The 25,544-nt window shown below is 71.5% G+C and carries 26 protein-coding genes; 17 read left to right on the top strand and 9 right to left on the bottom strand.

The annotated features are described in order from the left end of the window. From ACFYWY_RS12070 to ACFYWY_RS12060, 3 genes are all read left to right on the top strand, one after another. The gene (locus ACFYWY_RS12070; protein WP_389183645.1) at nt 1-1,872 is read left to right on the top strand and encodes a glycosyltransferase; all 1,872 of its coding nucleotides are present in this window, start codon (nt 1-3) and stop codon (nt 1,870-1,872) included. Further along, nucleotides 1,869-2,312 carry a hypothetical protein gene (locus tag ACFYWY_RS12065; protein WP_389183642.1) on the top strand — a complete coding sequence of 148 codons (444 nt, stop codon included), beginning with the start codon at nt 1,869-1,871 and terminating at the stop codon, nt 2,310-2,312. Before ACFYWY_RS12070 ends, ACFYWY_RS12065 begins: the two co-directional genes overlap by 4 nt. Nucleotides 2,313-2,386: 74 nt before the next feature. Continuing rightward, nucleotides 2,387-3,394, top strand: a complete 1,008-nt coding sequence (locus ACFYWY_RS12060) for a glycoside hydrolase family 26 protein (RefSeq protein ID WP_389183639.1) — start codon at nt 2,387-2,389, stop codon at nt 3,392-3,394. A gap of 52 nt (nt 3,395-3,446) precedes the next feature. Here ACFYWY_RS12060 and ACFYWY_RS12055 read toward each other — a convergent pair whose 3' ends face one another. The 4 genes from ACFYWY_RS12055 to ACFYWY_RS12040 form a co-directional block, all read right to left on the bottom strand. After that, nucleotides 3,447-3,821, bottom strand: coding sequence for a DUF6479 family protein (locus ACFYWY_RS12055; RefSeq protein ID WP_389183636.1), 375 nt, complete (start codon nt 3,819-3,821; stop codon nt 3,447-3,449). Nucleotides 3,822-3,902: 81 nt separating this feature from the next. Continuing rightward, a complete protein-coding gene (locus ACFYWY_RS12050) occupies nt 3,903-4,694 on the bottom strand; it encodes a polysaccharide deacetylase family protein (RefSeq protein ID WP_389183633.1) in 792 nt (263 codons plus the stop codon). A 107-nt stretch (nt 4,695-4,801) separates the two neighbouring features. Next, entirely contained in the window at nt 4,802-6,058 is a 1,257-nt protein-coding gene (locus tag ACFYWY_RS12045) for a glycosyltransferase (RefSeq protein ID WP_389183799.1), read from the bottom strand. 211 nt (nt 6,059-6,269) lie between these two features. After that, a complete protein-coding gene (locus tag ACFYWY_RS12040; protein WP_389183630.1) occupies nt 6,270-7,355 on the bottom strand; it encodes a GNAT family N-acetyltransferase in 1,086 nt (361 codons plus the stop codon). Between the two features lie 304 nt (nt 7,356-7,659). On the opposite strand from ACFYWY_RS12040, the gene ACFYWY_RS12035 reads away from it, so the two are divergent. Genes ACFYWY_RS12035 through ACFYWY_RS12010 form a run of 6 tightly spaced genes read left to right on the top strand, consistent with a single transcriptional unit; the run spans nt 7,660 to nt 13,082 of the window. Next, nucleotides 7,660-9,138 carry an ATP-binding protein gene (locus tag ACFYWY_RS12035; RefSeq protein WP_389183627.1) on the top strand — a complete coding sequence of 493 codons (1,479 nt, stop codon included), beginning with the start codon at nt 7,660-7,662 and terminating at the stop codon, nt 9,136-9,138. Next, nucleotides 9,135-9,581 carry a roadblock/LC7 domain-containing protein gene (locus tag ACFYWY_RS12030; RefSeq protein ID WP_389183624.1) on the top strand — a complete coding sequence of 149 codons (447 nt, stop codon included), beginning with the start codon at nt 9,135-9,137 and terminating at the stop codon, nt 9,579-9,581. The genes ACFYWY_RS12035 and ACFYWY_RS12030 overlap by 4 nt, the downstream gene beginning before the upstream one ends. A 10-nt stretch (nt 9,582-9,591) precedes the next feature. Next, the gene (locus tag ACFYWY_RS12025; protein ID WP_389183621.1) at nt 9,592-9,951 is read left to right on the top strand and encodes a DUF742 domain-containing protein; all 360 of its coding nucleotides are present in this window, start codon (nt 9,592-9,594) and stop codon (nt 9,949-9,951) included. Beyond that, complete coding sequence (locus ACFYWY_RS12020; RefSeq protein WP_389183618.1) at nt 9,929-10,540, top strand: ATP/GTP-binding protein; 612 nt, start codon at nt 9,929-9,931, stop codon at nt 10,538-10,540. Before ACFYWY_RS12025 ends, ACFYWY_RS12020 begins: the two co-directional genes overlap by 23 nt. Beyond that, on the top strand, nt 10,537-11,850 hold the full coding sequence (locus ACFYWY_RS12015; protein WP_389183615.1) for a cytochrome P450: 1,314 nt from the start codon (nt 10,537-10,539) through the stop codon (nt 11,848-11,850). The genes ACFYWY_RS12020 and ACFYWY_RS12015 overlap by 4 nt, the downstream gene beginning before the upstream one ends. A gap of 26 nt (nt 11,851-11,876) precedes the next feature. Further along, a complete protein-coding gene (locus tag ACFYWY_RS12010) occupies nt 11,877-13,082 on the top strand; it encodes a cytochrome P450 (protein WP_389183796.1) in 1,206 nt (401 codons plus the stop codon). A 187-nt stretch (nt 13,083-13,269) separates the two neighbouring features. Here ACFYWY_RS12010 and ACFYWY_RS12005 read toward each other — a convergent pair whose 3' ends face one another. Further along, nucleotides 13,270-13,959: an aspartate/glutamate racemase family protein gene (locus ACFYWY_RS12005; RefSeq protein ID WP_389183612.1), complete on the bottom strand. Its 690-nt coding sequence runs from the start codon at nt 13,957-13,959 to the stop codon at nt 13,270-13,272. 106 nt (nt 13,960-14,065) lie between these two features. On the opposite strand from ACFYWY_RS12005, the gene ACFYWY_RS12000 reads away from it, so the two are divergent. From ACFYWY_RS12000 to ACFYWY_RS11970, 7 genes are all read left to right on the top strand, one after another. Continuing rightward, entirely contained in the window at nt 14,066-14,776 is a 711-nt protein-coding gene (locus tag ACFYWY_RS12000; RefSeq protein WP_389183610.1) for a hypothetical protein, read from the top strand. 145 nt (nt 14,777-14,921) lie between these two features. Then, nucleotides 14,922-15,383, top strand: coding sequence for a GNAT family N-acetyltransferase (locus ACFYWY_RS11995; protein ID WP_389183607.1), 462 nt, complete (start codon nt 14,922-14,924; stop codon nt 15,381-15,383). A 91-nt stretch (nt 15,384-15,474) separates the two neighbouring features. Then, on the top strand, nt 15,475-15,918 hold the full coding sequence (locus tag ACFYWY_RS11990) for a DUF6196 family protein (RefSeq protein ID WP_389183606.1): 444 nt from the start codon (nt 15,475-15,477) through the stop codon (nt 15,916-15,918). 249 nt (nt 15,919-16,167) lie between these two features. Next, on the top strand, nt 16,168-16,965 hold the full coding sequence (locus ACFYWY_RS11985) for a helix-turn-helix domain-containing protein (protein WP_389183603.1): 798 nt from the start codon (nt 16,168-16,170) through the stop codon (nt 16,963-16,965). A 137-nt stretch (nt 16,966-17,102) separates the two neighbouring features. Continuing rightward, nucleotides 17,103-17,282, top strand: coding sequence for a hypothetical protein (locus ACFYWY_RS11980; protein WP_389183600.1), 180 nt, complete (start codon nt 17,103-17,105; stop codon nt 17,280-17,282). 49 nt (nt 17,283-17,331) lie between these two features. Continuing rightward, nucleotides 17,332-17,508 carry a hypothetical protein gene (locus tag ACFYWY_RS11975; RefSeq protein WP_389183597.1) on the top strand — a complete coding sequence of 59 codons (177 nt, stop codon included), beginning with the start codon at nt 17,332-17,334 and terminating at the stop codon, nt 17,506-17,508. A 34-nt stretch (nt 17,509-17,542) separates the two neighbouring features. Next, nucleotides 17,543-18,409: an NAD(P)H-binding protein gene (locus tag ACFYWY_RS11970; RefSeq protein WP_389183594.1), complete on the top strand. Its 867-nt coding sequence runs from the start codon at nt 17,543-17,545 to the stop codon at nt 18,407-18,409. Here ACFYWY_RS11970 and hutI read toward each other — a convergent pair. The 4 genes from hutI to hutU all read right to left on the bottom strand — a co-directional run bounded on the left by hutI (nt 18,388) and on the right by hutU (nt 24,098). Further along, nucleotides 18,388-19,560 (bottom strand): imidazolonepropionase, encoded by a 1,173-nt coding sequence (hutI, locus tag ACFYWY_RS11965; protein ID WP_389183591.1) that lies wholly within the window; start codon nt 19,558-19,560, stop codon nt 18,388-18,390. The two genes, ACFYWY_RS11970 and hutI, sit on opposite strands and share 22 nt — an antisense overlap. Before the next feature lie 10 nt (nt 19,561-19,570). Further along, entirely contained in the window at nt 19,571-20,971 is a 1,401-nt protein-coding gene (locus ACFYWY_RS11960) for a formimidoylglutamate deiminase (protein ID WP_389183588.1), read from the bottom strand. Further along, a complete protein-coding gene (locus tag ACFYWY_RS11955; RefSeq protein ID WP_389183794.1) occupies nt 20,962-22,152 on the bottom strand; it encodes an allantoate amidohydrolase in 1,191 nt (396 codons plus the stop codon). The genes ACFYWY_RS11960 and ACFYWY_RS11955 overlap by 10 nt, the downstream gene beginning before the upstream one ends. Nucleotides 22,153-22,433: 281 nt before the next feature. Beyond that, nucleotides 22,434-24,098, bottom strand: a complete 1,665-nt coding sequence (gene hutU / locus ACFYWY_RS11950) for a urocanate hydratase (RefSeq protein ID WP_389183585.1) — start codon at nt 24,096-24,098, stop codon at nt 22,434-22,436. Between the two features lie 118 nt (nt 24,099-24,216). On the opposite strand from hutU, the gene ACFYWY_RS11945 reads away from it, so the two are divergent. Beyond that, nucleotides 24,217-25,539: a diaminopimelate decarboxylase gene (locus ACFYWY_RS11945; protein WP_389183582.1), complete on the top strand. Its 1,323-nt coding sequence runs from the start codon at nt 24,217-24,219 to the stop codon at nt 25,537-25,539. Nucleotides 25,540-25,544: the final 5 nt, after the last annotated feature.

Genomic DNA, 25,544 nt, shown 5'->3' with positions numbered 1-25,544 from the left:
GTGCAACAGCCAGCCACCGAGACCGGGAGACCCGTGGCCGCCCCCGACCAGCGGGAGGGGAGCGATCCCACGATGGACCTCGCCGACCTGCCCGCCGCCGACCACTCGCGCCGGACGGTGCGGCTTCGGCCGGCCGCCCCGCTGGCCGGCGCGCTCGCCCTGTGGGCGTACGCCATGGTGCGCACCGACACCTCCAGGCTCGGCGACTTCGGGCTCGTCGGAGCGCTGCCGGTCGCCTTCTGGATCTCGCTTGCGCTGCTGACCGCGGGCTTCTGGTTCTGCGTACGGGATCCGCTGCGCGGCAACGGCTGGTCGCTGGCGTACACCGTGGGCCTGATCGTGCTGGAGCGCGCCACCCAGGCGCTCGTCTACCCCACCCCGCTGTACTCCTGGGCGTGGAAACACGACGCGGTGACAGAGCATCTGCTCACCGCGGGCGGCCTCCAGCGCGGCGACCAGCTGGGCGACATGGCGGTCTACGACCAGTGGCCCGGCTTCTTCGCCGCGCAGGCCGCGCTGGTGCGGCTGACAGGGGTGGAGAACGCGGCGATGTACATGGCCTGGTGGCCACTGGTCTCCAGCCTCCTGCTGCTCGCGCCGCTGCTGCTGATCTACCGCACCTTCACCCAGGACCGCCGCCTGATCTGGACCGCTGTCTGGCTCTTCTACGTCGCCAACTGGGTGGGGCAGGACTACTTCTCGCCGCAGTCGGTGGCCCTCGCCCTGTATCTCGGTGTGATCGCGGTCGTGCTGCGACGCGGCGAGCGCCCCGCGCGGGGCCGCAGATCGCGGCAGGTGCTGTGGACCGCCCTGCTCGTCCCGCTGATCACCGCCATCGTCATCTCCCACCAGCTCACCCCGGTGATGCTGGTGGCGAGTCTCGGCGCGCTGTGCCTGACCCGGCGCTACCGCGACTGGACACTGCTGGTCACGCTGCTGCTGGTGTTCCTGGCGTGGAATCTCACCGCTTCGCTGCCGTTCCTGCGGGAGGCGGTGCCCGAGATGGTGAGCTCCTTCGGCGATGTGAGCGGGAATCTCGAGACGGGGTACGGGTCGACGCCGACCGGCACCGGACCGGTGATCGTCTCCTGGGTGTCCCGGATCCTCTCGGCCTCCGTACTGCTGCTCGCCGGGATCGGCGTGCTGAGCCAGCGTGTGCTGCGGCACCGCGCCCGGCCGCTGCTGCTGATCGCCGCGGTCCCGCTGCTGATGCTGGTGGCCAATGACTACGGCAGCGAAATGATCTTCCGGGTGCTGCTGTTCATGCTTCCGGGCGCGTGCTTCTTCGCAGCTGCCGCACTGCTGCCCGCGGTGCGGCCGCTGGCCGCGGAGCCCGGCGGGCACGGGGTACCGCTGCCCGCGGTGGGCCTGCGGTTCGCGGTGCTGCCCGGGGTCGTGCTGCTGGCGCTGACGGCGGCGTTCGTGCCCAGCTACTCGGGCAAGGACCGGCTCAGCTACTTCCCGCCGCAGGAGGTCGCGCTGGTCCAGCAGGTCTTCGACCGGGCGCCCCAGGGTTCTCTTGTCGTTGCCGCCCATCGCAACTACCCGCTCGCGTACGCTTCGTACTGGAATGTGCAGCATTACTGGTTCCTCGACGACGAGAGAAGCCATGTCGCAGAGATCCTGAAGGACCCGGCCGGAACGCTCGCCCGGGACATGGCCGCGGTGGAACCGCCCGCCAGGGCGTACTTCCTGCTCACCCAGGGCCAGATCGCCAACTCCGAGATGAACGGCATGCTCACCGGCGACCAGCTGCGGAGCATCGAGAAGTCCGTCGCCGCCTCACCGCTGTTCGAGCGGGTCGGCAGCAACAGCGCAGGCGTCGTCTACGAACTGAAGCGCACCGACAGCTCGCCGGGGAGGACCCCATGAGACCTCAGTCGCTCGCGATCCGGCTGCTGCCGCCCTTCGCCGGCTGGTGCGCAGTCGCCGCCACCACACTGTCCGCCGGATCACCGCTGCGGGTCGTCCCCGTCGTCGTATTCCTGCTCGCCGGTCCCGGCGCCGCCGTCATGCGTATCTGCGGCCCCGCCCTGAGACGTCATCAGGCGGTCGGTCCGGTGGAGAGCTGGGACCGCGGTTTCGAACGGGACTCCGACCATCTGGAGCAGCTCGTCCTCGCGGCCTTCCTGAGTGTGAGCGCGACGCTCGTCTGCGCCACGGCGCTGATGGCCGCGCACGCGTTCAGCGGCCTTCGGGTTCTGGTGCTGCTGACTGTGCTGACCATGCTCGCCGCCTGCTGTCCGCAGCTGCCCGGCCGGACACGGACGGCGCGCGCGTCCTCGCCGCCACAGAAAGGCTCACCCCTGTGACGTTACCCCGACGCCCCGTTCGCGGGGCGCCAGGCATCCATCGCAGGCCGCACGACCGACGAGGAGCGTGGGCCGTGTCCACAGCCCTCGTCGCCGTGCTGCTCGTGGGCGTACTCGCCCTCAAGTCCTCAGGTTCCGACGACTCCGACCCCTCGGCGCACAGCGCCGAATGCCGGCCGACCGAACTGCTGGTGCCGCGCTGCGGCGCCTGGTTCGGCGCGTATGTGCGGCACGCCAAGCCCGACCTCGAAGAGAACGTCCTCGCCTACGAGAAGCGCATCGGCCGCAAGCTGGACATCGTCTACACGTACCACGACATGTCCCTGGACGGCCTGGAGGGACAGCTGCTGACCGAGCAGGAGCGGCGCGTCGGCAAGGACCGGATGCTGCTCCTGTCGTGGGAGAGCAAGTGGTGGAACGGCACCCCGGCGCAGCAGCCCAGCTGGAAGCAGATCACCTCCGGCGCGCTCGACGCGAGCGTGATCGACGCCCAGGCGAAGCGGATCAAGGAGTACGGCAAGCCGCTGTTCCTCTCCTTCGACCTGGAGATGGACACCCGCACTCCCGCCAATGGCACACCCGCCGAGTACGTCGCCGCCTACCGGCACATCCATGACCGGTTCCGTGAGCTGGGTGTGACCAATGTGGTCTGGACGTGGATCATCACCGGCTACACCGGCCACAGCGACCTGTTCCGCGCCCTCTATCCGGGCGACGCGTACGTCGACTGGATCGGCTACAACCAGTACAACTACTTCAGCTGCCACAAGGCGAAATGGCAGAGCTTCGAGCAGACGCAGACGGCGTCCCACGAATGGATCCGCGAGAACCTCTCCGCGGACAAGCCGCTGATGCTCTCGGAGTTCGGCACAGCGGACGATCCCGCGAAGCCGTCCGCCCAGGCCGAGTGGTACGAACAAGTACCGCGTGTGATCAAGGAGTTGGAGGGGGTACGGGCCGCGCTCCAGTGGAACTACCGGGACCCGGGTCCGGGCTGCGACCTCTCACTGGCCAGGGACGAGTCCTGGAAGAGCCTGAGCAAGGCGGTCTCCGACCCGTACTTCAACCAGCCGCGGCCATGACGGTTCACCCTCGCGCGCGGTCGCGCCCGGTCGCGCGCGGTCACGCCGTCGGTCAGCCGCCGGGCCGGCCGCCGGCGGAAGCTCCACCGCTGCTCTCGTCGTCGGCGGGCCGTTCGCCGTGTGATGTGTGGGAGCCGAAGTTCCCGTAGCCCTTCATCTCGTGCGGCAGGATGCGGCGCCCGCCTTCGGCGCCGAAGTCGTCGTCGGGTTCCCGGGTCTCCCCGAGGTGGGTGGGGTGTTCCGGGGGCCGCGGCTGCTCCTCGGGGCTCGGTGGCTGGTAGGGGCGTCTGCGGTTCGCCCACATCGCCGCAACGAAGATCACCACGCCGATGACCACGACGGCGGCGACCGGCGCGACGGAGGCCCCCAGCCCCCGGGCGAGAGGATCCGCGAGCTGGTCGGCCTGTGCGTACATGAATGCATTCATACTGTGCAGTTACCCGGAATGCCACATCTCTCACATTCCGCATCGTGGAAGTCGCCCTGGCTCAGCGGCCCGGCCCCGGGCCTAGCCCGCGAAGACGGGGCCCCTGACGGCCGCGCGGGCCCGCCGGTAGAGCCGCCAGCCGACCGTCGGCAGCGAGTCGGGGAACGGCGCGACGGGAGCGCCCCGCCCGTCCATCCACGCCTCGATGTCCGCGACGGTGTGACTGTGGCGCACGATGAGGCGGGCGATGCGATAGGCCTCGTCGGTCTCGGAGCTCAGCGCGTGCCGGACGGCGACCGCGGAGGCGTAGCCGGCGCCGAGAGCCGCCTTGCGCACGGCGCGGCTGTTGTAGCCGTGCGGATAGGCGAGATGCGCCACCTCATGGCCGAGTACGTCCTCCAGCACCGTCTTGGGTTCGCGCAGCTCCCGGCGGAGCGCGCTGGGCGGAAGGGTGTCCAGCTGGGGGTGCGTGACGGTGTGGGCGCCGACCTCCATGCCGTACTGCTCGAGAAGCGGCGTCTGGGAGAGCGTCATCATCGGCGCGGGTGGCAGCAGGCTGCGCCGTCCGGGGGTGATGGCCCCGGTGGTGAGATAGGCGGTGGCGGGCAGCGCGCGCGAGGCGAGCGCCTCGGCGGTGGGGCCCGGAAGATCGGCGAAGCCGTCGTCGAAGGTGAGGACGACGGGCCGGTCCGGCAGCGGCGAGCGGTCGGCGAGGTGGCTCACGAGGGTGCTGATCGGGACCGGCGTGCGGCCGCTGGCCACGATCGCGTCCAGCTGTGCCCCGAAGTCCCTTGGTGTGACGGTGAATTCGGCGATCCAGTCGGGCGGATCATCCATCACGGTGTGGTAGAGCAGTACGGGAATCCGGGGCATCGTCGCACCATCGCCTCTCGGCTCTCCCACGGCTCTCACCTGTCCGCCGCCTCTCACTTGTCCCCCACCTCGCACTTGTCCCGTGCTTCTCACTTCCCCCGTGCCTCTCACTTCTCCCCCCGCCGGTCCCAGGGGAGCGGTACGCCCCGGACCCGTCGGCGTGCCTTCGCGTACCCGAACGGCCCGGCCAGCATGCCGCGGCGCTCGAGCCGGGACAGCTGGCGCGGCCAGGGATAGTCCTGCGCCCCGTGCTCACCCGGCACGGCCGCCCCCGCGGCCTCGCGGTGGGCGGTGATGGTGCGGGCGTGCGCGAGGCCGCGCGGCACCTTCCGCAGCAGCGCGGGCAGCAGGGCGGGGCGGCGCACCAGAAGGGCGGTGAGATACGCGGTGAGGCCGGCTCCGTATCCGTACGCCTGGTTTCTCAGGTCCTGCCAGGTCTCCCGGTGGTGGTGCCAGACGAGCGCGTCGGGTGTGTAGCGCAACCGGTGCCCGGCGGCGAGGACGCTCACAAACGCGTACAGGTCGTCGCCGCCCCTGGCGGGGGTGCCGGTGCCGGTGGCGGGGTCGAAGCCGCCGATGTCCCGCAGCGCCGTGGCGCGGAAGGCCATATTGGCGCCGGAGCCGAAACTGCCCGCGGTGAACGGGAAGAGCGGTTCGTCCGCGGGCGGGCGCGCCGGGTCGTAGAGCCGCGCCTCGAACCCCTTGGCGAAGCCGCCGTGGCTCTCCAGGAGGATCTGCGCGGGCGTGCGCAGCCGGGCGGGCAGGATCAGCCCGGTCGCGCAGCCCAGGCCCGGGTCGGCGGCGAAGGGCGCGGTGAGCGCGGTGAGCCAGTGCGGGTCGGCCACCACGTCGTCGTCCGTGAAGGCGATGACCGCGCCGTCGGCCACGGCGATCCCGCGGTTGTGGGCGATCGCGAGGCCGGGCACGGGCTCGCGGACGTACCGGACGCGTTCGCCGTACTTGTGCTCGACGAGGTCCCGGGTGGCGCTGGTGACGGGCGCGTTGTCGACGACGACGATCTCGAAGTCCGGGTGGTCCTGGTCCAGCAGCGAGTCGAGCGCGCGGGCCAGCTGGTCGGCTCGCTCGCGGGTGGCGACGACGACGCTTGCACGCCCCGGATCCCCGGACGGAGCCGGTGCGGGCATCTCGCGGCCCACGAGGGCAGCGTGGGCGGCCGCCGCTACAGCGTCGGCGGGCGCCTTGCCGGGCGGGACACGGCAGACGACGGTGGCGACGGGGCGGCCGCGGAGGCGCACCAGGGCGTAGACGTCGCCGGCCCGGACGGCCGGGCCGCCGGCCGTCGCGGGGCCGAAGCTGAGGACGGCTCCGTCGGGACCGTCCAGGTCCAGCTCGGTGACCTGGATCTCGGCGAGCCGGGGCGCGCGCGACGTGCCTCGTCCGCGCGCCGCGTCGGGTCCGGCCGCCGGGACCTGCCCGGGCGGCGGGCCCGGTGTGTTGCGGCTGTGCGGTGTGCTGTTCACGAGACTCCCCCCGCTTGCGCGGATGTTTGCACGACGGCTGCCGCGGATGCTTGCGCGGCTGTTTGCACGACGGCTGCCGCGGATGCTCCGGCGGTCAGTTGCCCCGCAGCCTGCCGATCTGGTTCAGCGTCTTCTGCGCGTATCCGGCGAGCCGCGGCCTGCCGCGTACGAAGCTGTGCGCGCGGCGTGAGGGCTCGCGGCTCAGCCAGTACAGGGCGGCCCGCGCCCCGGGCCGCACGGACGAGCCCTCGTACACCCGCAGCTCGCCGGTCTTCAGCGCGTCCTTGTACTCGGCCGCCCCGCGCCCCAGATCGAGCATCCCGATGCCTGCCGCGGCGGCCGACTCGGCCATCCGCAGATGCAGGATCAGACCCGGTGAGTACTTGGCGAACTCGGGTTCGTACGCCGGAAACCAGCAGGACAGCACGGTGGGCGAGCGCAACCCGAAGTGCGCGGCGACGGGCCGGTCCGCGGCGTACAGCACGGAGAGCACCCCGGAGCAGCCGGGTGTGCGCGTCTCGTGCAGCAGCCGCACCAGGTTGCTGATCCACTCCCTGGCGAAGCGGTCCCGGCGGCCGGTCCTGCGGTACTGCGCGGACTTCCACTCCATGAGGGTGCGCAGCGCGGCCGGGTCGCGCTCGTCGAAGACGAACCGCACGTCGCCCGCCTGCCGGCCCAGCTTGCGCTCCTTGGCCAGCGTCGTCCTGAGGAACTTGGGCGACTGGGCGCGCAGCACCTCTTCGTACGCCGCATAGCCCGCGCCGACGTCGATGACGGGAGAGGCGAACTCCTCTGCGGCATCCGGCTGGAACAGGCCTTGACCCGCTTCGAGATTGTCGAACTCCCAGGCCGACAGCGCGCAGGCCCGCAGCAGCTCTCGGGGCGCGACCGTCAGCCCGGGGCGCAGGATCGCGCCCTGGCAGTCACAGACCCCCAGGCCGATCGCGCGGCCGTGACCGAGCGGCCCTCGTTCGTACGGGAAGAAGCCGGCCGGCTCCCCGTCCTCCCACAGCACCGCCACCCTGGCCGCGGGCCGCACCCGGCCGACGGCGAGGGTGAACTCCGGCTCCATGAACGGATTGGCGGGCGACCCGCTCTTGGCCCGCAGCTCCCGCCAGGCCTCGGTCTGCTCCTCGCCCAGCTCGTCCGGTTTCAGCACACGAATGCGTACACCGCTCAACTCGACCCCCCGGTCCTCCCCCTTGAGCTTCCCCGGGACAGGACGGTACCGGTCGATATCCCGACAGGGTAGGGAGCGACGCCCTTCTTGTGACGGATCCGTGAAGAAGCCGGAAAGGGTGGATACCCATGATGTCCGAGTGACGGGAGGGAGACGGGAGGGGAGACAGGGGCCGACACATTGGCAATCTGCCAGAAGTTGTCCGACTGACGTGGGCAGTGTGCCGGGAGTTGTCCAACTGGCGTTCGCACGTGCCCTGTTGCTCGTAGGATTCGGATGCCCCCGATCACCCAGGGGAATCGGCGTGTCCTGGAAGGGCCCAGTCTTCGTGGTCGAGGTCTACAAGATCGTCGCGGGCAGCTGCGTCGCAGCGGCCGGGCTGCTGCTCGCCTGGGCGCTCCTGCTGCTGCGCCGGCTGGCGGCGGAACGGGCCCGTGAGCGGGCTCTCGCGGCAGCCCGGGGCGCGGAGGTGGCGCATCTGGCGGCGGTGCGGGTGCCCGCCATCGCTGAGCGCCTCCGTACGGGACAGCGGCTGAGCGGCGTCCCCGGCCCCCTCGCCCCGGAGGCCGAGACCGGCGCGGAGTTCGCCGCGGCGCTGGCATCGGTGGTCGTGGCGCTGGGTTCGGACGAGGCGGTACGCCGGGAGCGGGCGCTGCGGGACTCGGTGCAGGCGGCCTTCGAGTCGGTGGCCCGCAATATGCACGCGATGGCCACGGTGCAGCAGCAGGTGCTCGACCGGGTCGAGCGGTCCATCGACGACTCCCGGCTGATGGCCGACGTGATGAAGGCCGACCACGCGGCCGCCCAGATGACCCGCAAGGCGCAGACCCTGCTGGTGATGTGCGGCATCTGGCCGGCCCGACGGGAGACACAGCCGGTCTCGCTCTACGACTGCGTACGGGGCGCACAGTCCCGGATCGTGGAGTTCGGCCGGATCGAGGTGCACGGCGGGCAGACCCTCTATGTGGTGCCGCCCGCGGTGGAGGGCCTGATGCACGCCATCGCGGAACTGCTGGAGAACGCCACGGTGTTCTCGCCGTCCCGCACCCAGGTCGTCGTCACCGTGCGGGAGGTGGGCGCCGGCGCGGTGGTGGAGATCGACGACGCGGGGCTCGGCATGCCCCCGGACGTACTGGAGCAGGCGACCGGTCAGCTCCGGGACGATCTGGACCTGGCCAGGCTGGGCGCGGTGCCGCGGCTCGGGCTCGCCTGTGTCGGGCGGTGGAGCCGGGAGCTGGGCTTCAACGTGGAGCTGACGGGCGCTTCTGCGTACGGGGGCACGCGCGCGGTGACGTTCGTGCCGTACCGGCTGCTGACCGAACCGCTGTCGCACTTCAGCAGCCCGCGGCAGACGCCGGAACCCGCCCGTGAGCCGGTGGCCGTACGGGAAGCCGGGCAGCCGCAGCCGACCCACGCGCCGGTGCCCGTACCGGAAGCCGCGCAGCCGCAGCCGACCCACGCGCCGGTGCCCGTACCGGAAGCCGCGCAGCCGCAGCCGACCCACGCGCCGGTGGCCGTACCGGAAGCCGCGCAGCCGCAGCCGTCCGCCGCTCCCGGCGCGCTCCCCCGGCGCCGCAGCCGCCGCGGCGCCGCCGTGGAGGCGGCGGCCCAGCAGGTCCTCCAGACGCCGCAGCCCGCCCCGGCCGATCCCGAGCCCTCCTCACCCTGGACCCCGGAGGCCGCGCGCGCGTCGATCGCCAGCGTGGTGTCCGGATCGCGGCGTGGTCGCGCGGCCGTGGACGACACCGACGTACCCGACGAGCACGATGGAGGCCGACCGTGACCGGGACCATAACCAGACTCCCCGACCTGGGCTGGATGCTGCGGCCACTCACCGAGATCCCGGGCGTCCGGCATGCCGTGGTCGTCTCCGAGGACGGTCTGCGGCTCGGGCACGCCTCCGCCGAGAATCTCTCCGGTCCGGTGGCCTCTTTGAGCGTGGGCGAGGCCGAGTCGCTCTCCGCCGCCTGCGCCGCGATGACCATGACCGGACGGTCCACCGCGGCCCTGCTGTTCGGCGGCGGTGCCCGCGTGCGCCAGCTGATGCTGGAGTCGGAGCACGGATTCGTGCTCTTCACGCACGCCGGAGTGGGCGCGCATCTGGGCGTGGCGACCGACACAGAAGCCGATGTCGGCCTGGTCGCGCAGCAGATGCAGCTGCTGGTCGCGAAGATCGGCGCGCACCTGAGCAGTCAGCCACGAGATCCGGTGACCGATTCGTCATGACGGACCGCTCATGACGGACCGCCCGGAGGAACGGACCACCTCGGCGGTGCGCCCGTATGTGATCACCGGCGGACGCGCGGACACCGGCCGCGAGCCGCTGTCCTGGGAGACGCTGGTGATGGCCACGGACGCCGCCTTTCCCGCGTCCTTCCAGCCGGAGCACCACACGATCCTGTCGCACTGTCAGGGTCTGCTGTCGGTCGCCGAGGTGGCGGCCCACCTCGGCCAGCCGCCCTCGGTGGTGCAGGTGTTGCTGTCCGACCTCGTCGAGTGGGGCCTGATCGTGACCCGCCCGCCCATACCGCCGGCCGAACGCGCCGATATGACCATGCTCAGAAAGGTCCTCCATGGCCTCGAAAGCCGCCTCTGACGCCGCGGGTCCGGCTGCGGGCAAGTACCTCTCGTCCGGCGTCGCGGGCGCGGCCAAGATCCTCGTCGTCGGTCCGCTCGGAGTCGGCAAGACCACGCTGATCGGCACGGTCTCCGAGATCAAACCGCTGTCCACCGAAGCGGTGATGACGCAGGCCGGCGCCCGCGTCGACACCAGCGTGGAGCGTACGAAGACCACCACCACCGTCGCCCTCGACTTCGGCCGGATGACGATCGACGGCGACCTGGTCCTCTATCTGTTCGGCACCCCCGGCCAGCAGCGGTTTCTGCCCGCCTGGCGGGATCTGGCCAAAGGCTCGCTCGGGGCAATGGCCCTGGTGGACACCCGCGATCTGACCGCGTCGTTCGACGCGCTCGGCAATCTGGAGGAGCTCGGGCTGCCCTTCGCCGTAGCGGTCAACGTCTTCCCCGGCAGCCCGCACCACCCCGACGAGGAGCTGCGCGCCGCCCTCGATCTGCTCCCCGACACCCCGCTGGTGGCCTGCGACGCCCGCGACCCCAGGTCCTCGGTCCAGGCGCTGATCGCCCTCGTACGCCATCTCATCCACGCCGCCACGGAGTCCTCATGACGCACCCCGCACACTCCACCCCCGGCATCGGCGGCCGCTGCCCGGTCGCCACCCCGCTGTACGGGCCCGACCTCGACGGCGACGGACTGCCCGCGCTGTACGAGGAACTGCGCCGCGAACACGGTCCGGTGGCCCCCGTGACCGTCGCACCCGGCATCCAGGCGTGGCTGGTGCTGGGCCACCGTGAACTGCTCCGGCTGACCCGCGAGGAGCAGGACTTCTCGCACGACCCGCGGCGCTGGAGGCTGCTGCGCGAGGGCCGGGTGCCCGCGGACTCGCCGATTCTGCCGCTGGTGGGCTGGCGGCCGGCGCTGCTGTTCAGCGACGGGCAGCAGCACCGCCGGATGCGAGCCGCCGTGTCCGACGCGCTGGCCGGGATCAACGGGCACGAGCTGCGCCGCAGCGTACGGGCCGCGGCCGAGCAGCTGATCGCCTCGTTCGCCGACCGCCGCGAGGCCGACCTCGTACCGCACTACGCCCGCAAGCTGCCGATGCAGGTCATCACGGGTCTGCTCGGCGTCGAAGAGCGGACCGGGCAGCAGCTGGTGCAGGCCATCGCGGGCACCGCCGTCGCCAACGCGGACTCGGTCAACGCCAGCAAGCGGATGGGCGCCATCCTGCTCGCGCTGATCGACGAGAAGCGGCACAAGCCGGGCAATGACATCACCTCGGCGCTGCTGCACCATCCGGCACGGCTCACCGACGAGGAGGTGCTGCACAACCTGGTGGTGATGTTCGTGGCGGGGAACCAGACCACCGTGAACTGGATCGCCACCACCCTGCGCATCCTGCTCTGCGACCCGGCCTTCCGGTCCTCGCTGACCGGCGGGCATCTCTCCGTCGACGACGCGCTCGACCTGGTGCTGTGGCGCTTCCCGCCGACGCAGAACTTCCCGGCCCGCTACGCCACCCGCGATCTGCACTTCGGCGGCCAGGACATCCGCGCCGGGGACATGCTGGTCCTCGGGCTGGCCGGGGCCAACCAGGACCCGAGCATCCTGCCCGCCGACGGCGTCCCGGTCACCGGCAACCGCTCGCATCTGGCGTTCGGCGCGGGCCCGCACACCTGCCCGGCGCAGGACCCGGCCCGGCTGATCACCCGTACAGCGGTGGACACGATCAGGCACCGGCTGCCGGATCTGGAGCTGGCCGTGCCGGAGAGCGAGCTGGCGTGGATCAAGTCGCCGTGGAGCAAGGGGCTCGCGGCGCTCCCGGTGCGTTTCACCGACCCACAGCTGCCGTCCGTACCGCAGCGGCCGGTACGACAGTACGCCTCGCACACCAACTTCCAGTCAGGAGAGCCCAGTTGACCACCCCACGTGACACCCCGCACCGGATGGACCCGGCCGGCGGATGCCCGCACGCGGACAACGCCCGGCTGCTCGCCGAGGGCGCCGTCGCCACGGTCGTGCTCCCCGGCGATGTGGCGGGCATGGCGGTGCTCGGCCATGACGCACTCAAGGAGTTCCTCGCCCACCCCGATGTCGCCAAAGGCGCCGGGCACTTCACCGCGCTGCGCGACGGGGAGATACCCGACGGCTGGCCGCTGAAGACCTTCGCCACCGTGCAGGGCATGACCACCGCCGACGACGCGGACCACCGGCGGCTGCGCTCGCTGGTGAGCAAGGCGTTCACGGCACGGCGGGTGGAGGAGCTGCGGCCGCGGATCGAGACGGTGACGGCACAGCTGCTGGACGGCCTGGGCGAGGCGGCCGTGGCGGGCGACGGCGTCGCCGATCTGCGTACCCACTTCGCGCTGCCGCTGCCGATGGGCGTGATCTGCGAACTCCTCGGCGTGGACGCGGAGCACCAGGACCGGCTGCACCATCTGTCGAACCAGGTGGTCAGCACCTCCATCGGCCCCGAGGAGGCGATGGCGGCGAACCGGGAGATGGTGGCGGTCCTCGCGTCGGTCGCCGCGGCCCGTATGGAGAACCCGGGCGACGACCTGACCAGCGCGCTGATCGCCGCCCGCGAGGAGGACGGCGACCGGCTCAGCGAGCACGAGCTGATCGGCACCCTGCTGCTGATGATCATCGCCGGGCACGAGACGACGCTGAACCTGATCACCAACGCCGTCCGCGCGCTGTGCGCGCACCGGGACCAGCTGGAGCTCGTACAGTCCGGCAAGGCGTCCTGGCCGGACGTGGTCGAGGAGACGCTGCGCTGGGACAGTCCGGTCAGCTTCTTCCCGTTCCGCTATCCGACCCGTGATCTCACGCTCGACGGGACGGTGATCCCCAAGGGCACGCCGGTGCTTGCCGGTTACTCGGCCGCGGGCCGCGACAAGGCCGCGCACGGCCCGGACGCGGACCGCTTCGACATCACCAGGAGCGGCGGCGCCCGGCATCTCTCGCTGGGGCACGGCCCGCACTACTGCCTGGGCTCGCCGCTGGCGCGGATGGAGGCGACGATCGCGCTGGAGCAGCTGTTCGCGCGCTTCCCGGAGCTGGAGCCGGCGATCCCGGAGGCGGAACTGCAGCGGCACGCAAGCTTCGTGGGCAACAGCGTGCAGAAACTGCCGGTGCGCCTGCGGCCCTGAGGGCTGTGACTGGCCCGCGCCTGCGAGGGCTACGGCCGGCCCGCCGTCCTGAGGCATTGGCTCGCCGGCATCCCCGATGCCTTTGGCTCGCCGGCGGCCCGGGCCCCGCATCCGCGGGGGTGGTCCGCCGCCGCAGCACGCGGAGGACTCGCCCCCTGGCCGCCCGCCCCGGCCCGTGGGCGAGCCTCTACCGCAGCGCCGCGTCCACCGCGGCCTCGGCGTGCAGCCGGGTCGTCGGAAAGACGGGCACGGGACTGTCCTCGTCCCGGATCAGCAACTCGATCTCGGTGCATCCCAGTACGACGCCTTCCGCCCCGGCGGCGACGAGCTTGCCGATGACGTCCTGATAGGCGGCGCGGGACTCCTCGCGTACGACACCGAGGCACAGCTCCTCGTAGATCACCCGGTGCACCAGCGCACGCCCTTCACCGTCGGGCGTGAGCACGTCGAGCCCATGCCCGGCCAGCCGGTCCCGGTAGAAGGCCTGCTCCATGGTGAAGGCGGTCCCGAGCAGTCCGACGCGGCCGATACCCGCGGCCCGTAGGGCATCGGCGGTGGCATCCGCGAGATGCAGCAACGGCACCGAGACGGCTGCCTCCACCTGGCCCGCGACCTTGTGCATGGTGTTGGTGCAGATCAGCAGCAGGTCGGCGCCCGCGGCCTGGAGCCCCCTGGCCGCCTCGGCGAGAATCTCGCCGGCACTCTGCCACTCGCCCGCGACCTGGAGCTCCTCGATCTCGGCGAAGTCGAGGGAGTGGAGAAGGCACTTGGCGGAGTGCAGCCCGCCGAGACGCCGACGTACGAGCTCGTTGATGAGCCGGTAGTACTCCGCGCTGGATTCCCAGCTCATGCCGCCGATCAGCCCGATGGTCTTCATCGGCCTACTGTGCCACGCCCGCCGTACGGCCCCCGCGAGCAAGTGTCAAAATAGAACAAAGACCCATAAAGAACCCTTCTCGGGGATGCTCGCGTGGGAGGCCACGATGACGGCGTCGCAGAGCACGGAACCCGCACCGCACGCGGAACCCGCCCCGCACAGAGACCTTTGGCCCGGCATCGCCGGTCTGGCCGCCGCGGCACTGCTGATCACCGGGCATGTGCTGTGGATGCGCACACCCGACATCGAGGGGAGGGGCGCGATCAGGAGGGTCGTGCGCTTCTACTCCCAGGACAGCAACCGGGACCTGTCGGACGCGGCGACACTGATCCTGCTTGCGGCGGGCCTGCTGTTCCTGTTCTTCCTGGTCGCACTCTCCCGGCTGGCCGGCAACCGCTCGCACCTGGTGCTGGCGGGCGGCACGGTGTTCACCGTGTTCCTCATGGTCGCGGCGCTCGCCGGGAACATCTTCGCGATCACGGTGAACCACTCCGACGTCTTCCCCGTCGTTCCGGCGACCTCGCTCGCCGCGATGCTGCTGCTGCACATGGCGTACGGCGCGTTGATCGCGGCGATGGCGGGCGCGGCGGTGATGCTCTTCGCGATCTGGCGCGCGGCCCAGGAGACCCGCGCGGTACCGGCCTGGCTCGGCTGGGCGGGCTTCGTGGTGGCCGTGCTGTCGCTGGCGGGTCCGCTCAGCGCGTGGCTCACGCCGCTGCTGCTGGCGCTGTGGATGCTGGGGGCGGGGGTGCTGCTGATCCTGAACGCGCGCGTGCGGGAAGGTGAGGAGCGGGGAGGTGAGGGGCGGGCGACCTGATAATCCGCGGTGCGATAGCCGTCCAAGTCCCGGAAGTTGTGCAGGCGCTCGAAATCTATGTGCCGATTCACGCGCAAACGCCCTACGGTCCAGCGACCTTAAATCCGGCTGCGTCAGGATCGCTCATCTGCGATAGTCGCACGCTGTGAACAGTGCTGATCTTGTCTTTCGGCGTGCGGATGACGCTGACGCCGTCGACATAGCCAACGTGTGGCTGCGCTCCTTCACCGCCGCGCTGCCGACGGTGCGCCGCGCGCACGGCGACGACGAGGTGCGGGACTGGTTCACCTACGTGGTCGTGCCCCAGTACGAGACCTGGATAGCCGTCGCCGAGGGCTCCGTGGCCGGGCTCCTGGTACTCGACGGCGGGGAGCTGGAACAGCTCTACCTCGATCCGTCGTGGCGCGGCCGGGGTGTGGGCGACCGGTTCGTGGACTTGGCCAAGCGGCAGCGGCCCGAGGGACTGGGTTTGTGGACGTTCCAGGTCAACGGATCGGCACAACGGTTCTACGAGCGGCACGGCTTCACCGCGGTTGAGCGCACCGACGGGCTGCGCAATGAGGAACATGAGCCGGACGTCCGCTACGTCTGGCAGCCTCAGGTGTAGGACTGGCCGAAAAGACTGGTCACGCGGCCGCCGCCAGGGACGTCCGCCCATCGAGATCTCAGGTATGTCTCAGGCATCGAGGAGCACGCTCATGGTCAGTGTCAGTGTCGAGACCGCCCAGCAGACCGAAGAGCGCCTCCAACGCGTGATCGCCGGAGCCGACTTCGTGATCCATGAGGGCCTGTGGCTCTTTGAGGAGTTCCCGGCCGACCGACCGCCGACTCTCACCTCGGACACGCTGGCCGTGGTCCGGGACGAGGACACGTGGAGCCGCCTGGTTCCCGCCGCGGGAAGCGGCGGCGATGCCAACGACGCCGAACGGTTCGGGATCTTTTCCTTCCACTTCCCCGACGGGGCGGACAACAGCGGATTCGTCGGCTGGCTGGCCACGCACCTCAAGGCGCGGCTGGGCACGGGAGTCTTCGTCGTCTGCGGCAGCAACCGCGGCCGTGGCGGCATCTACGACTACTGGGGCTGCCCCGCCGATCTGACCGCCGAGGCGATCAAGGTAATCGCCGAACTGCGGGCGGCCTGAGGCTCCTTGCGCCGGGGGTGTGGAATCCGGGCACCGGTGGGCCACCAACTGGGCTTGCTGGATGCCCCTTTAAAGAACCTGGGAACTTCCCTCACCCAACCGGACTTCTCACTCGTTCAGGTGACGAAGTGGCAGATGTTCAGGGATGGGCGGTACGGTCGCGCCATACCAACCGCATATGACGACGGCCCCCGCCGGGACTGGCATCCCGGACGAGGGCCTGTTCATCCAGGAAGAAAAGGCTTCCCGATGACTGCGACGCAGTTTAGCGCGCCCGTGTCCGTGCGCGCCGAGACCGACCCGCATGCCGGAGTGATGCACGTACGGCACCGCCACGACTCCGAGTTCACCGTCGTCGGCAACCACCTCGCCCAGCACCGTGAGCTGTCCGCTGTCGCGATCGGCATCGGCGTCCACAGCCAGTCCCTCCCGGACGGCGCTCGCGTCAGCATCGGCAAGCTCGTCGAGCGCTTCCCGGAGGGTGAGGTCCGCATCGCCCGCGCATTGCGAGAGCTGGAGGCCGCGGGGTACCTGGAACGGCGGCTCGGGCGGATCGCGAGCGGGCAGGTCGTGACCCGTACGACGTGGTACGAGCGGCCGGGCGCCCAGCCCGTCGCTGCGGATGCCCCGGCCCAGCCCGAGCCCGCATCCGAACCCGTACAGACATCGCAGCCAGAACCGGAGCCCGCCGACTCCATCTCCGCCGAGCTCCTCGCCGGGCTCCGCCGCCAGGACCCCCGTGTGCTGCTCTCCGAGCGGGACGTACGCCGCCTCGCCCCTGCCGTCCGGACCTGGCTGGACCGCGGCGTCTCCCCCGTTCAGGTCGCCCGCACACTCACCGGGGACCTCCCTGTCGGGATCATCCGCCACCCGGCGGGTCTGCTGCGGCACCGGCTCACGGAGTGGCTGCCGCCTGTGCTGCCTGCGGCTCCGTCGTCGGCCGCCAAGCCCGAGCCGTTCCAAACATGCGACGGCTGCGAGCGAGCCTTCCGCGCCCCGGAGCCGGGCCACTGCCGGGACTGCCCGCCAGCGCCGCGCGCCGCCTGACAATTCGGGTGCGGAGTACGGAGAGGTATTGCCCGATACGGCTGCGCTAGGAGGAGCCCAGCGGAATCAGTAAGCTCTCCGGCGCCCAGTGATAGGCATGTTGGGCGGTAGCCCAACAGCGAGCGGTGGGGGACGCCATGGTTGATGCAGTTGTTCCGATACTTGTGGTGCTTGGGATCGTCGCATGGTTGTTCCTGCGTGAATCAAACAAAACCTCGGTTCAGTCACTTGATAGCTCAGGGTGCGGCTGCATCCTCGGGTTCGTGCTGCTGATCTTTGTGGCGTTGATGTTCGTCGGCGCAAAGTACGGCGGTTGACCGACGGCACCGCCCCGCCGCCCCGTCCTCCGATGGACACGTCCCAGGGGTGAGCAAGGTGCTCTCAACCCACCGCGACTACGCTGCCGAGGCCGACGTTATCCGTCACCTCATCCAGCAGCACGTGCTGGTTGCCGATGCGGCCGGAGCCGGAGTGGACGACGCGGAGCGCTGCCCCTTCGCGTTCGAGGCGCTGCTCAGCGGAATCGGCGAAGCCCGGCCGTAGCCTCGGATCAAGCAGCACGACGAGAGGACAGTCCATGCCCCCAGTCATCGCCGTCACCGGAGCAAGTGGCCGCGTCGGGGGGAGGGTTGCCCGTCGGCTCGTCGGGGGCGGGGGCGTGGTCCGGCTGCTCGGGCGGGATCCCTCGCAGCTGCCCGCGCTCGCGGGAGCCGACGTCGGGCCGGCCGCCGATTACGGGGACGGGGAAGCGATGCGGCGGGCCCTCGACGGGGCGCGGACGCTGTTTCTCGTCTCCGCGCACGAGGCGCGCGACCGTGTGCGGGTGCACACCAGCGCCGTGGACGCGGCCGTGGCGGCGGGCGTCGAGCGCATCGTGTACGTGTCCTTCCTGGGCGCCGCGGCCGACGCGACGTTCACGTACGCCCGCGACCACTGGCACACCGAGCAGTACATCCGCGGCACGGGGCTGGCGTACACCTTCCTGCGGGACAGCTTCTATCTGGCCGAGCTGCCCGCGATGGCCGGGGCCGACGGGGTGATCCGCGGGCCCGCGGGCGACGGGCGGGTGGCCGCCGTCGCGCACGAGGACATCGCGGACGTGGCCGCTGCCGTGCTGCTGGGCGATGGGCACGACGGGGCGACGTACGACGTCACCGGGCCCGTCGCGCTCTCCCTCGCCGAGGCCGCCGCCGAGCTGAGCCGGGTCACCGGGCGCACGGTCAGCTATGTGGCCGAGACGCGCGAGGAGGCGTACGCCTCACGGGCTCACTACGGCGTCGAGGACTGGGAGGTCACCGGCTGGGTGTCCTCGTACGAGGCCATCGCCGCCGGGGAGATGGCCACCGTCTCCGATGCCGTACCGCGGTTGACCGGACACCCGGCGAAGAGCCTCGCCGAGTTCCTGGAGGACAACCCGGACAGCTACCGGCACCTCTTGCCCTGACGCCATACGTCCGAGACGAGCGGGACGCCCGGCCGGTAGGCGAGGTGGACATGGCTCGGGGCGTCGAGCAGGGCGAGGTCGGCGCGGGCGCCGGGGGTGATGCGGCCGACGTCGTCGCGGCGAAGGGCCGCCGCGCCGCCCGCCGTCGCCGACCAGATCGCCTCGTCCGGGGTCATCTTCATGTCCCGTACGGCGAGGGCGATGCAGAACGGGACGGAGGACGTGAACGACGAGCCCGGGTTGCAGTCCGTGGACAGCGCGACGGTCACGCCCGCGTCGAGCAGGCGGCGGGCGTCCGGCCATTCGGCGCGGGTGGAGAACTCCGCGCCGGGCAGCAGCGTGGCGACGGTCGCGCTGGCCGCGAGGGCGTCGACGTCCGCGTCGGTGAGGTGCGTGCAGTGGTCCGCGGACGCGGCGTCGAGCTCGACGGCGAGCTGCACGCCGGGGCCGTAGCTCAGCTGGTTGGCGTGCACGCGGGGGTGCAGGCCCTTCGCCTTGCCGGCGGTGAGGATCGCGCGGGCCTGGTCGCCGTCGAATGCGCCGTTCTCGCAGAAGACGTCGACCCAACGGGCGTACGGAGCACAGGCGTCGAGCATCTCGCCGGTGACCAGGGCGACGTAGGCGGCGGGGTCGTCGGCGTAGTCGGGCGGGACGATGTGCGCGCCGAGGTAGGTGACCTCGTCGGTGTGGAGCGCGGCGATCCGCAGCGCGCGGGCCTCGTCCTCGACGGTGAGCCCGTAGCCGGACTTGGTCTCGAAGGTGGTGGTGCCCTGGCGGAGGGCCTCGGCCATGTACTTCGCGACGTTCGCGCTCAGTTCTTCGTCCGTGGCGGCGCGGGTCGCGGCGACGGTGGTGCGGATGCCTCCGGCGGAGTAGGCACGGCCGGACATCCGGGCGTTGAACTCCTGGGTGCGGTCGCCCGCGAAGAGGAGGTGGGAGTGGGAGTCGACGAATCCGGGGATGGCGGCGCGACCGCCCGCGTCGACGGTGTCGTCGGCGGCGGGGGCGGCCGAGGTGGGGCCGACCCAGGCGATGCGGTCGCCGTCGATGACGACGGCGGCGTTCTGGAGGAGCCCGATGGGGGTTCCGTCGCCGAGGGCGGGGTCGTTGGTGACGAGGCTGCCGATGTTGGTGATGACGGTGGTGGTCATGGGTTCCTCTCTAGCCGCGCAGCGCCGCGATGGACGAGGCCAGGGCCGCCGGGACGTCGGGGATCAGCGTGTGCGCGCCGTCCCGGACCACGTGGCGGCCCGCCACGATCGTGTGGCGTACGTCCGCCGCCGTCGCCGCGAAGACCGCCGTCTCGGCCGCGAGGCGCGGCAGCGGGCCCGCCGTGCGGACCGAGTCCAGCGCCACCGTCGTGAAGTCCGCGAGCGCGCCCGGCTCGAGGCGGCCCGCGTCCGGCCGGCCGAGGGCCGCGTGGCCGTCCGCCGCCGCCGCGCGCAGCAGCGCGGCCGCGGTCCAGTGGCCCCGGGTGCGGGTGCGCAGGCGTTCGTTCAGCTCCATCGCGCGCGCCTCCTCGAGCAGGTCGATCACCGCATGGCTGTCGCTGCCGAGCGACAGCGGGGAGCCCGCACGCTGCAGCGCCGCCGCCGGACCGATGCCGTCCGCCAGGTCGCGTTCCGTCGTCGGGCACATGCACGTGCCCGTCGTGGTGCCGCCCAGCAGGGCGATGTCCTCGTCCGTCAGATGCGTGTTGTGGACGCCCGTCGTACGCGGGCCGAGCACGCCGTGGTCGGCGAGCAGCCGCGTCGGGGTGCACCCGTGCGCGGCGAGGCACGCGTCGTTCTCCGCCGTCTGCTCGGAGAGGTGGACGTGCAGCGGGGCCTGCCGGGCCGCGGCCCACTGCGCGACCGTGCTCAGCTGCCCGGCCGGGACGGCCCGTACCGAATGGATCGCCGCGCCGATCAGCGCGTGATCGCTGTCCTTCAGCGCGGAGACCCGCTCCGCCCACGCCTCTGCCGTGCCGTCCGAGAAGCGCAGTTGGTGCTTGTTCGGGGCCTCGCCACGGTGCTTGACCCCGAAGCCTGACGACAGATACGCCGTGTCCAGCAGCGTGATCCGGATCCCCGCATCCGCCGCCGCGGCGATCAGCGCCTCGCCCATCGCGTTCGGGTCCGAGTACGCCGTGCCCCCCGGCGCGTGGTGCAGATAGTGGAACTCGCCCACCGCCGTGATCCCCGCCAGCACCATCTCGGCGTAGGTCGCACGCGCCAGCGCAAAGTAGCTCTCAGGGGTGAGCTTCTGTGCAATCCCGTACATGACATCACGCCATGTCCAGAATGAATCGGGCGCCCGCTCGCCGTATGCTCCCCGCCCCTGCGGGGATGTTCCGGTCCCCGAGCCCACCTGGACAGTGCCGCGCAGTGCCCGGTGGAAGGCGTGCGAGTGGGCGTTCGCGAGGCCCGGGATCGTCAGCCCGCGCAGCACCGTCGCACCCGGCTCCGGGGCCTCCACTCCGGTCCGTACGACCGCGATCCTCCCGTCGCGCACATCCAGGGCCACGCCCGGCTCCACATAGGTGTCGAGCCAGGCGTATTCCGCCCAGTAGGTCAGCTGCACGCGAGGCCCTCCAGTACATCGGCGAGTGCGAGCACCCCGGCCACGCAGTCGTCCTCTGCGGCGAACTCCGCCGGGGAGTGCGAGACACCCGTGGGGTTCCGTACGAACAGCATGGCCGTCGGGATGGACCCGGACAAAATACCTGCGTCGTGGCCAGCGCCCGTACCGAGCACCGGGACCGCTCCGCCCAGGATCTTGTTCAGCTCGTCGCGCAGCGCGTGCTCGAACTCGATCACGGGGGTGAAGGACTCGCGTACGACCGTCAGGTCCACGCCGTGCCGGTCGGCGTACTCGCGCGCGGCGCTCTCGATCCCGGCCGTCACCGTGTCGAGCGTGGCCTGGTCGGGGGCGCGGGAGTCCAGCCAGCCGCGCACCAGCGAGGGAATCGCGTTGACGCCGTTCGGCTCGACGGAGATCTTGCCGAACGTGGCGACCGCGCCCGCGAGTTCCGCCTCGCGGCGCGCGGCGAGGACCGTCTCCGCGTACGTCAGCATCGGGTCGCGGCGGTCGGCCAGCCGGGTCGTGCCTGCGTGGTTGGCCTCGCCGTGGAAGTCGAACCGCCAGCGGCCGTGCGGCCAGATCGCGGACGCGATTCCGACCCGGTCGCCGGACAGGTCGAGGGCGCGGCCCTGCTCGACGTGGAGCTCTACGAACGCGCCGATACGGGCGAGCCGTTCGGGGTCCGGGCCGATGGCGTCCGGGTCGTACCCGGCGGCCTCCATGGCCTGGGGGAGGGTGATCCCGTCGGCGTCGCGCAGCCGGTGGGCCGCCTCGACGGTCAGCTGTCCGGCCGCGAGCCGCGAGCCGACGCAGGCGAGGCCGAAGCGGGCGCCCTCCTCGTCACCGAAGTTGGTGATGGCGAGGGGCCGGGTGAACTCCGCTCCTCTGTGGCTCAGTTCATCGAGCGCGGCGAAGGAGGAGACGACGCCGAGGGGGCCGTCGAACGCGCCGCCGTCGGGGACGGAGTCGAGGTGCGAGCCGGTGACGACGGCGTCACCGGCGCACGGGTCGCCGAGCCAGGCCCACTGGTTGCCGTTGCGGTCGACCTCGTAGGTGAGGCCGCGGGTTTCGGCCTGCGCCTTGAACCAGGCACGGCAGTCCTGGTCGGCCCCGGTCCACGCGTACCTCCTGTACCCGCGCGTCCCGGCGTCCCGCCCGATGGGTGCGAGGTCCTGCCACATCTGGTGGAAGGAGTCCCCGGCCCCGCCCCTCGCCGGACCCGGCTCCTCACACGCCGGAGGGGCTGTTTCGTCACCCGGCGACGGAGCATCCGCCCCCACCGGGGCGTCGCCGCCCTGCGCAGCCGGGACCGGGCCGTCCGGGGTCCGGCCGCCGTGGGCGCCGACACCCGTGGGCGCACCCTCGTCCGGGGTCCGGCCGCCGTGGGCGCCGACGCCCGTGGACGCACCCTCGCCCGGGGTCCGGTCCTCGGGCGCCGGGCCCGCCGGATCGGCGTCCAACGTCACGCCTGGTCCCCTTCCCGCATCGGGACCCGCACGCCCCGCTCGTCCGCGACCGACTCCGCGATGTCGTAGCCCGCGTCCACATGCCGGATGACGCCCATCCCCGGGTCGTTCGTCAGCACCCGGCGGATCTTCTCGCCCGCCAGCTTCGTACCGTCCGCCACCGAGACCTGGCCCGCGTGGATGGAGCGGCCCATGCCGACGCCGCCGCCGTGGTGGATGGAGACCCAGCTCGCGCCGGACGCGACGTTGACCATCGCGTTCAGCAGCGGCCAGTCGGCGATCGCGTCGGAGCCGTCGAGCATGGCCTCCGTCTCGCGGTACGGGGAGGCCACCGAGCCGCAGTCGAGGTGGTCGCGGCCGATCGCCAGCGGGGCGGCCAGTTCGCCGGACGCCACCATGTCGTTGAAGCGCTCGCCCGCACGGTCCCGCTCGCCGTAGCCCAGCCAGCAGATACGGGCGGGGAGGCCCTGGAAGTGGACGCGCTCGCCGGCCAGCTTGATCCAGCGGTGCAGGGACTCGTTCTCCGGGAAGAGCTCGAGCATCGCCTTGTCGGTCTTGTGGATGTCCGACGCCTCACCCGACAGGGCGGCCCAGCGGAACGGGCCCTTGCCCTCGCAGAACAGCGGCCGGATGTATGCCGGGACGAAGCCGGGGAAGGCGAATGCCCGGTCGTATCCGGCCAGTTGGGCCTCGCCACGGATCGAGTTGCCGTAGTCGAAGACCTCGGCACCCGCGTCCATGAAGCCGACCATGGCCTCCACATGCCTGGCCATGGACTCACGCGCGCGCTGGGTGAAGTCGGCCGGCTTCTCCGCCGCGTACGACTGCATGTCGTCGAAGTCGACCCCGACCGGCAGGTACGCCAGCGGGTCGTGGGCGCTCGTCTGGTCGGTCACGATGTCGATCGGCGCGCCCTCTGCGAGCATCCGCGGCAGCAGCTCCGCCGCGTTGCCGAGCAGGCCGATGGAGAGCGGGCGGCGGGCGTCCCGTGCCTCGACGGCCAGCTGGAGCGCGTGCTCCAGCGAGTTCGCGCGCAGATCCAGGTAGCGGTGCTCGATACGGCGCTCGATCGCGCGCGGGTCGACGTCGATACAGATCGCGACGCCGTCGTTCATGGTCACGGCGAGCGGCTGTGCGCCGCCCATCCCGCCCAGACCGGCGGTCAGAGTGATCGTGCCGGCCAGCGTGCCGCCGAACTTCTTGGCGGCGACCGCGGCGAACGTCTCGTACGTGCCCTGCAGAATGCCCTGCGTGCCGATGTAGATCCACGAACCGGCGGTCATCTGGCCGTACATGGTGAGGCCGAGGGCCTCGAGCCGCCGGAACTCCTCCCAGTTCGCCCAGTCGCCGACCAGGTTGGAGTTGGCGATGAGCACGCGCGGCGCCCACTCGTGGGTCTGCATCACGCCGACCGGGCGGCCGGACTGGACGAGCATCGTCTCGTCCTGCTTCAGCGTCCGCAGCGTGCGCACCATCGCGTCGAAGGAGCGCCAGTCGCGGGCGGCCTTGCCGGTGCCGCCGTAGACGACGAGCTTGTCGGGGTGCTCGGCGACCTCGGGGTCGAGGTTGTTCTGGAGCATGCGGAGGGCGGCCTCCTGCTGCCATCCCAGGGCGCTCAGTTCCGTACCGCGCGCTGCCCGTACGGGGCGGGGTCCTGACATGGCAATGCCTCCTCGCGACTGCGACCATGAGTGTTGGCTCATCTATTCACATCCTGGCTGCCTGAATAGTCTTAGTCAACAGCTGCGCCCCGGCCCGCCGGATGATTGGCTGACGCACATGGCTTCAGACCGTCGGGATCAAGCAGTACGAGCGGCAGTGGAGCAGGGTCTTCTCAGCGAGGCGCAGCCGGTGGCCGCCCTCCTCGACGTGGCCGGCATCCGCGCCTCCGCCGCCTCGCTGCGGGCGGCATTCGCCGCCGTCACCGACGCGCCCGTGCTGCACGCCTTCGCCGTGAAGGCCTCACCCCTCGTTCCCGTACTCGCGCTGCTGCGCGAGGAGGGCATCGGCGTGGAGGTCGCGAGCCCGGGCGAGCTGGCGCTGGCCCGTGCCGCCGGCGTGGGCGCCGAGAGCACGGTCCTCGACTCCCCCGCCAAAACCCCCTCCGAGCTGCGCGAAGCGCTCGCCCTCGGGATCGCCGTCAACGCCGACAATCCGCAGGAGCTCGCGCGCATCGACGCCCTGGTGTCATCCGTCGGCAACCGCTCCCCGCTCGGCCTGCGCGTCAATCCCCAGGTCGGCCGGGGTGCCATCGGGGCACTGTCCACAGCCACCCCCACCTCGAAATTCGGGGTCGCGCTGCGCGACGACGGCGCTCGCGACTGGGTCGTACGCGCGTATCTCGACCGCCCCTGGCTGACCCGGCTGCATACGCACTCCGGCTCGCAGGGCATGCCGCTGACCCTCATGGCGCAGGGCATCCAGGCGGTGTACGAGCTCGGCGAGGAGATCAACGCCGCGGCCGGGCGGCAGCAGATCGACACCATCGACATCGGCGGCGGCCTCCCGGTCAACTTCGCCTCCGACGAGGAGACCCCGACCTTCGCCGAGTACGCCGGGCTGCTGCGGGAGCAGGTCCCCGGGCTGTTCGACGGGCGCTACGGCCTGGTCACCGAGTTCGGCCGGTCCCTGCTCGCCAAGCACGGCACGGTCCTCGCCCGGGTCGAGTACGCGAAGACGGCAGGCTCCCGCCCGATCGCGGTCACCCACGCCGGCGTCCAGGTCGCCACCCGTACCGTCTACGACCCGATCTCCTGGCCGCTGCGCATCGCCGCGTACGACTCCAAGGGCGTGGCGAAGGCCGGTGCGGACGTCCCGCAGGACATCGCGGGACCGGCCTGCTTCGCGGGCGACCTGCTCGCCGAGGCACGTCCGCTGCCGCTGCTGGACCAGGGCGATGTGATCGCGGCGCTGGACACCGGCGCGTACTACTTCTCGAACCACTACGGCTACAACAGCCTTCCGCGGCCGGGCGTCCACGGCTTCGTCGCCGATGCGGACGGGTCGGTACGGTTCGCGACCGTACGGGCTCCGCAGAGCGTGGCGGAAATCGTCAACGAATCGGGCGGCACTCACCCGGATGCGCTGACCGGCGGCGCCTGAGGTAT

The sequence above is a fragment of the Streptomyces sp. NPDC002870 genome (assembly GCF_042888505.1).
Lineage (GTDB): Bacteria > Actinomycetota > Actinomycetes > Streptomycetales > Streptomycetaceae > Streptomyces.
The sequence above is the reverse complement of the archived record's forward strand: the minus strand, read 5'-3'. Positions and strand labels throughout refer to the sequence as shown.

Bases quoted from the DNA above. Each gene is read 5' to 3' on its own strand.
- ACFYWY_RS12000 (WP_389183610.1), top strand. From the start codon at position 14,066: ATGACGGCGTCGCAGAGCACGGAACCCGCACCGCACGCGGAACCCGCC.
- ACFYWY_RS12055 (WP_389183636.1), bottom strand. From the start codon at position 3,821: ATGAATGCATTCATGTACGCACAGGCCGACCAGCTCGCGGATCCTCTC.
- ACFYWY_RS11985 (WP_389183603.1), top strand. From the start codon at position 16,168: ATGACTGCGACGCAGTTTAGCGCGCCCGTGTCCGTGCGCGCCGAGACC.
- ACFYWY_RS11970 (WP_389183594.1), top strand. From the start codon at position 17,543: ATGCCCCCAGTCATCGCCGTCACCGGAGCAAGTGGCCGCGTCGGGGGG.
- ACFYWY_RS11990 (WP_389183606.1), top strand. From the start codon at position 15,475: ATGGTCAGTGTCAGTGTCGAGACCGCCCAGCAGACCGAAGAGCGCCTC.
- hutU (WP_389183585.1), bottom strand. From the start codon at position 24,098: ATGTCAGGACCCCGCCCCGTACGGGCAGCGCGCGGTACGGAACTGAGC.
- ACFYWY_RS12005 (WP_389183612.1), bottom strand. From the start codon at position 13,959: ATGAAGACCATCGGGCTGATCGGCGGCATGAGCTGGGAATCCAGCGCG.
- hutI (WP_389183591.1), bottom strand. From the start codon at position 19,560: ATGACCACCACCGTCATCACCAACATCGGCAGCCTCGTCACCAACGAC.
- ACFYWY_RS12025 (WP_389183621.1), top strand. From the start codon at position 9,592: ATGACGGACCGCCCGGAGGAACGGACCACCTCGGCGGTGCGCCCGTAT.
- ACFYWY_RS12015 (WP_389183615.1), top strand. From the start codon at position 10,537: ATGACGCACCCCGCACACTCCACCCCCGGCATCGGCGGCCGCTGCCCG.
- ACFYWY_RS12010 (WP_389183796.1), top strand. From the start codon at position 11,877: ATGGACCCGGCCGGCGGATGCCCGCACGCGGACAACGCCCGGCTGCTC.
- ACFYWY_RS11945 (WP_389183582.1), top strand. From the start codon at position 24,217: ATGGCTTCAGACCGTCGGGATCAAGCAGTACGAGCGGCAGTGGAGCAG.
- ACFYWY_RS12020 (WP_389183618.1), top strand. From the start codon at position 9,929: ATGGCCTCGAAAGCCGCCTCTGACGCCGCGGGTCCGGCTGCGGGCAAG.
- ACFYWY_RS11955 (WP_389183794.1), bottom strand. From the start codon at position 22,152: ATGTGGCAGGACCTCGCACCCATCGGGCGGGACGCCGGGACGCGCGGG.
- ACFYWY_RS11980 (WP_389183600.1), top strand. From the start codon at position 17,103: ATGGTTGATGCAGTTGTTCCGATACTTGTGGTGCTTGGGATCGTCGCA.
- ACFYWY_RS12050 (WP_389183633.1), bottom strand. From the start codon at position 4,694: ATGCCCCGGATTCCCGTACTGCTCTACCACACCGTGATGGATGATCCG.
- ACFYWY_RS12065 (WP_389183642.1), top strand. From the start codon at position 1,869: ATGAGACCTCAGTCGCTCGCGATCCGGCTGCTGCCGCCCTTCGCCGGC.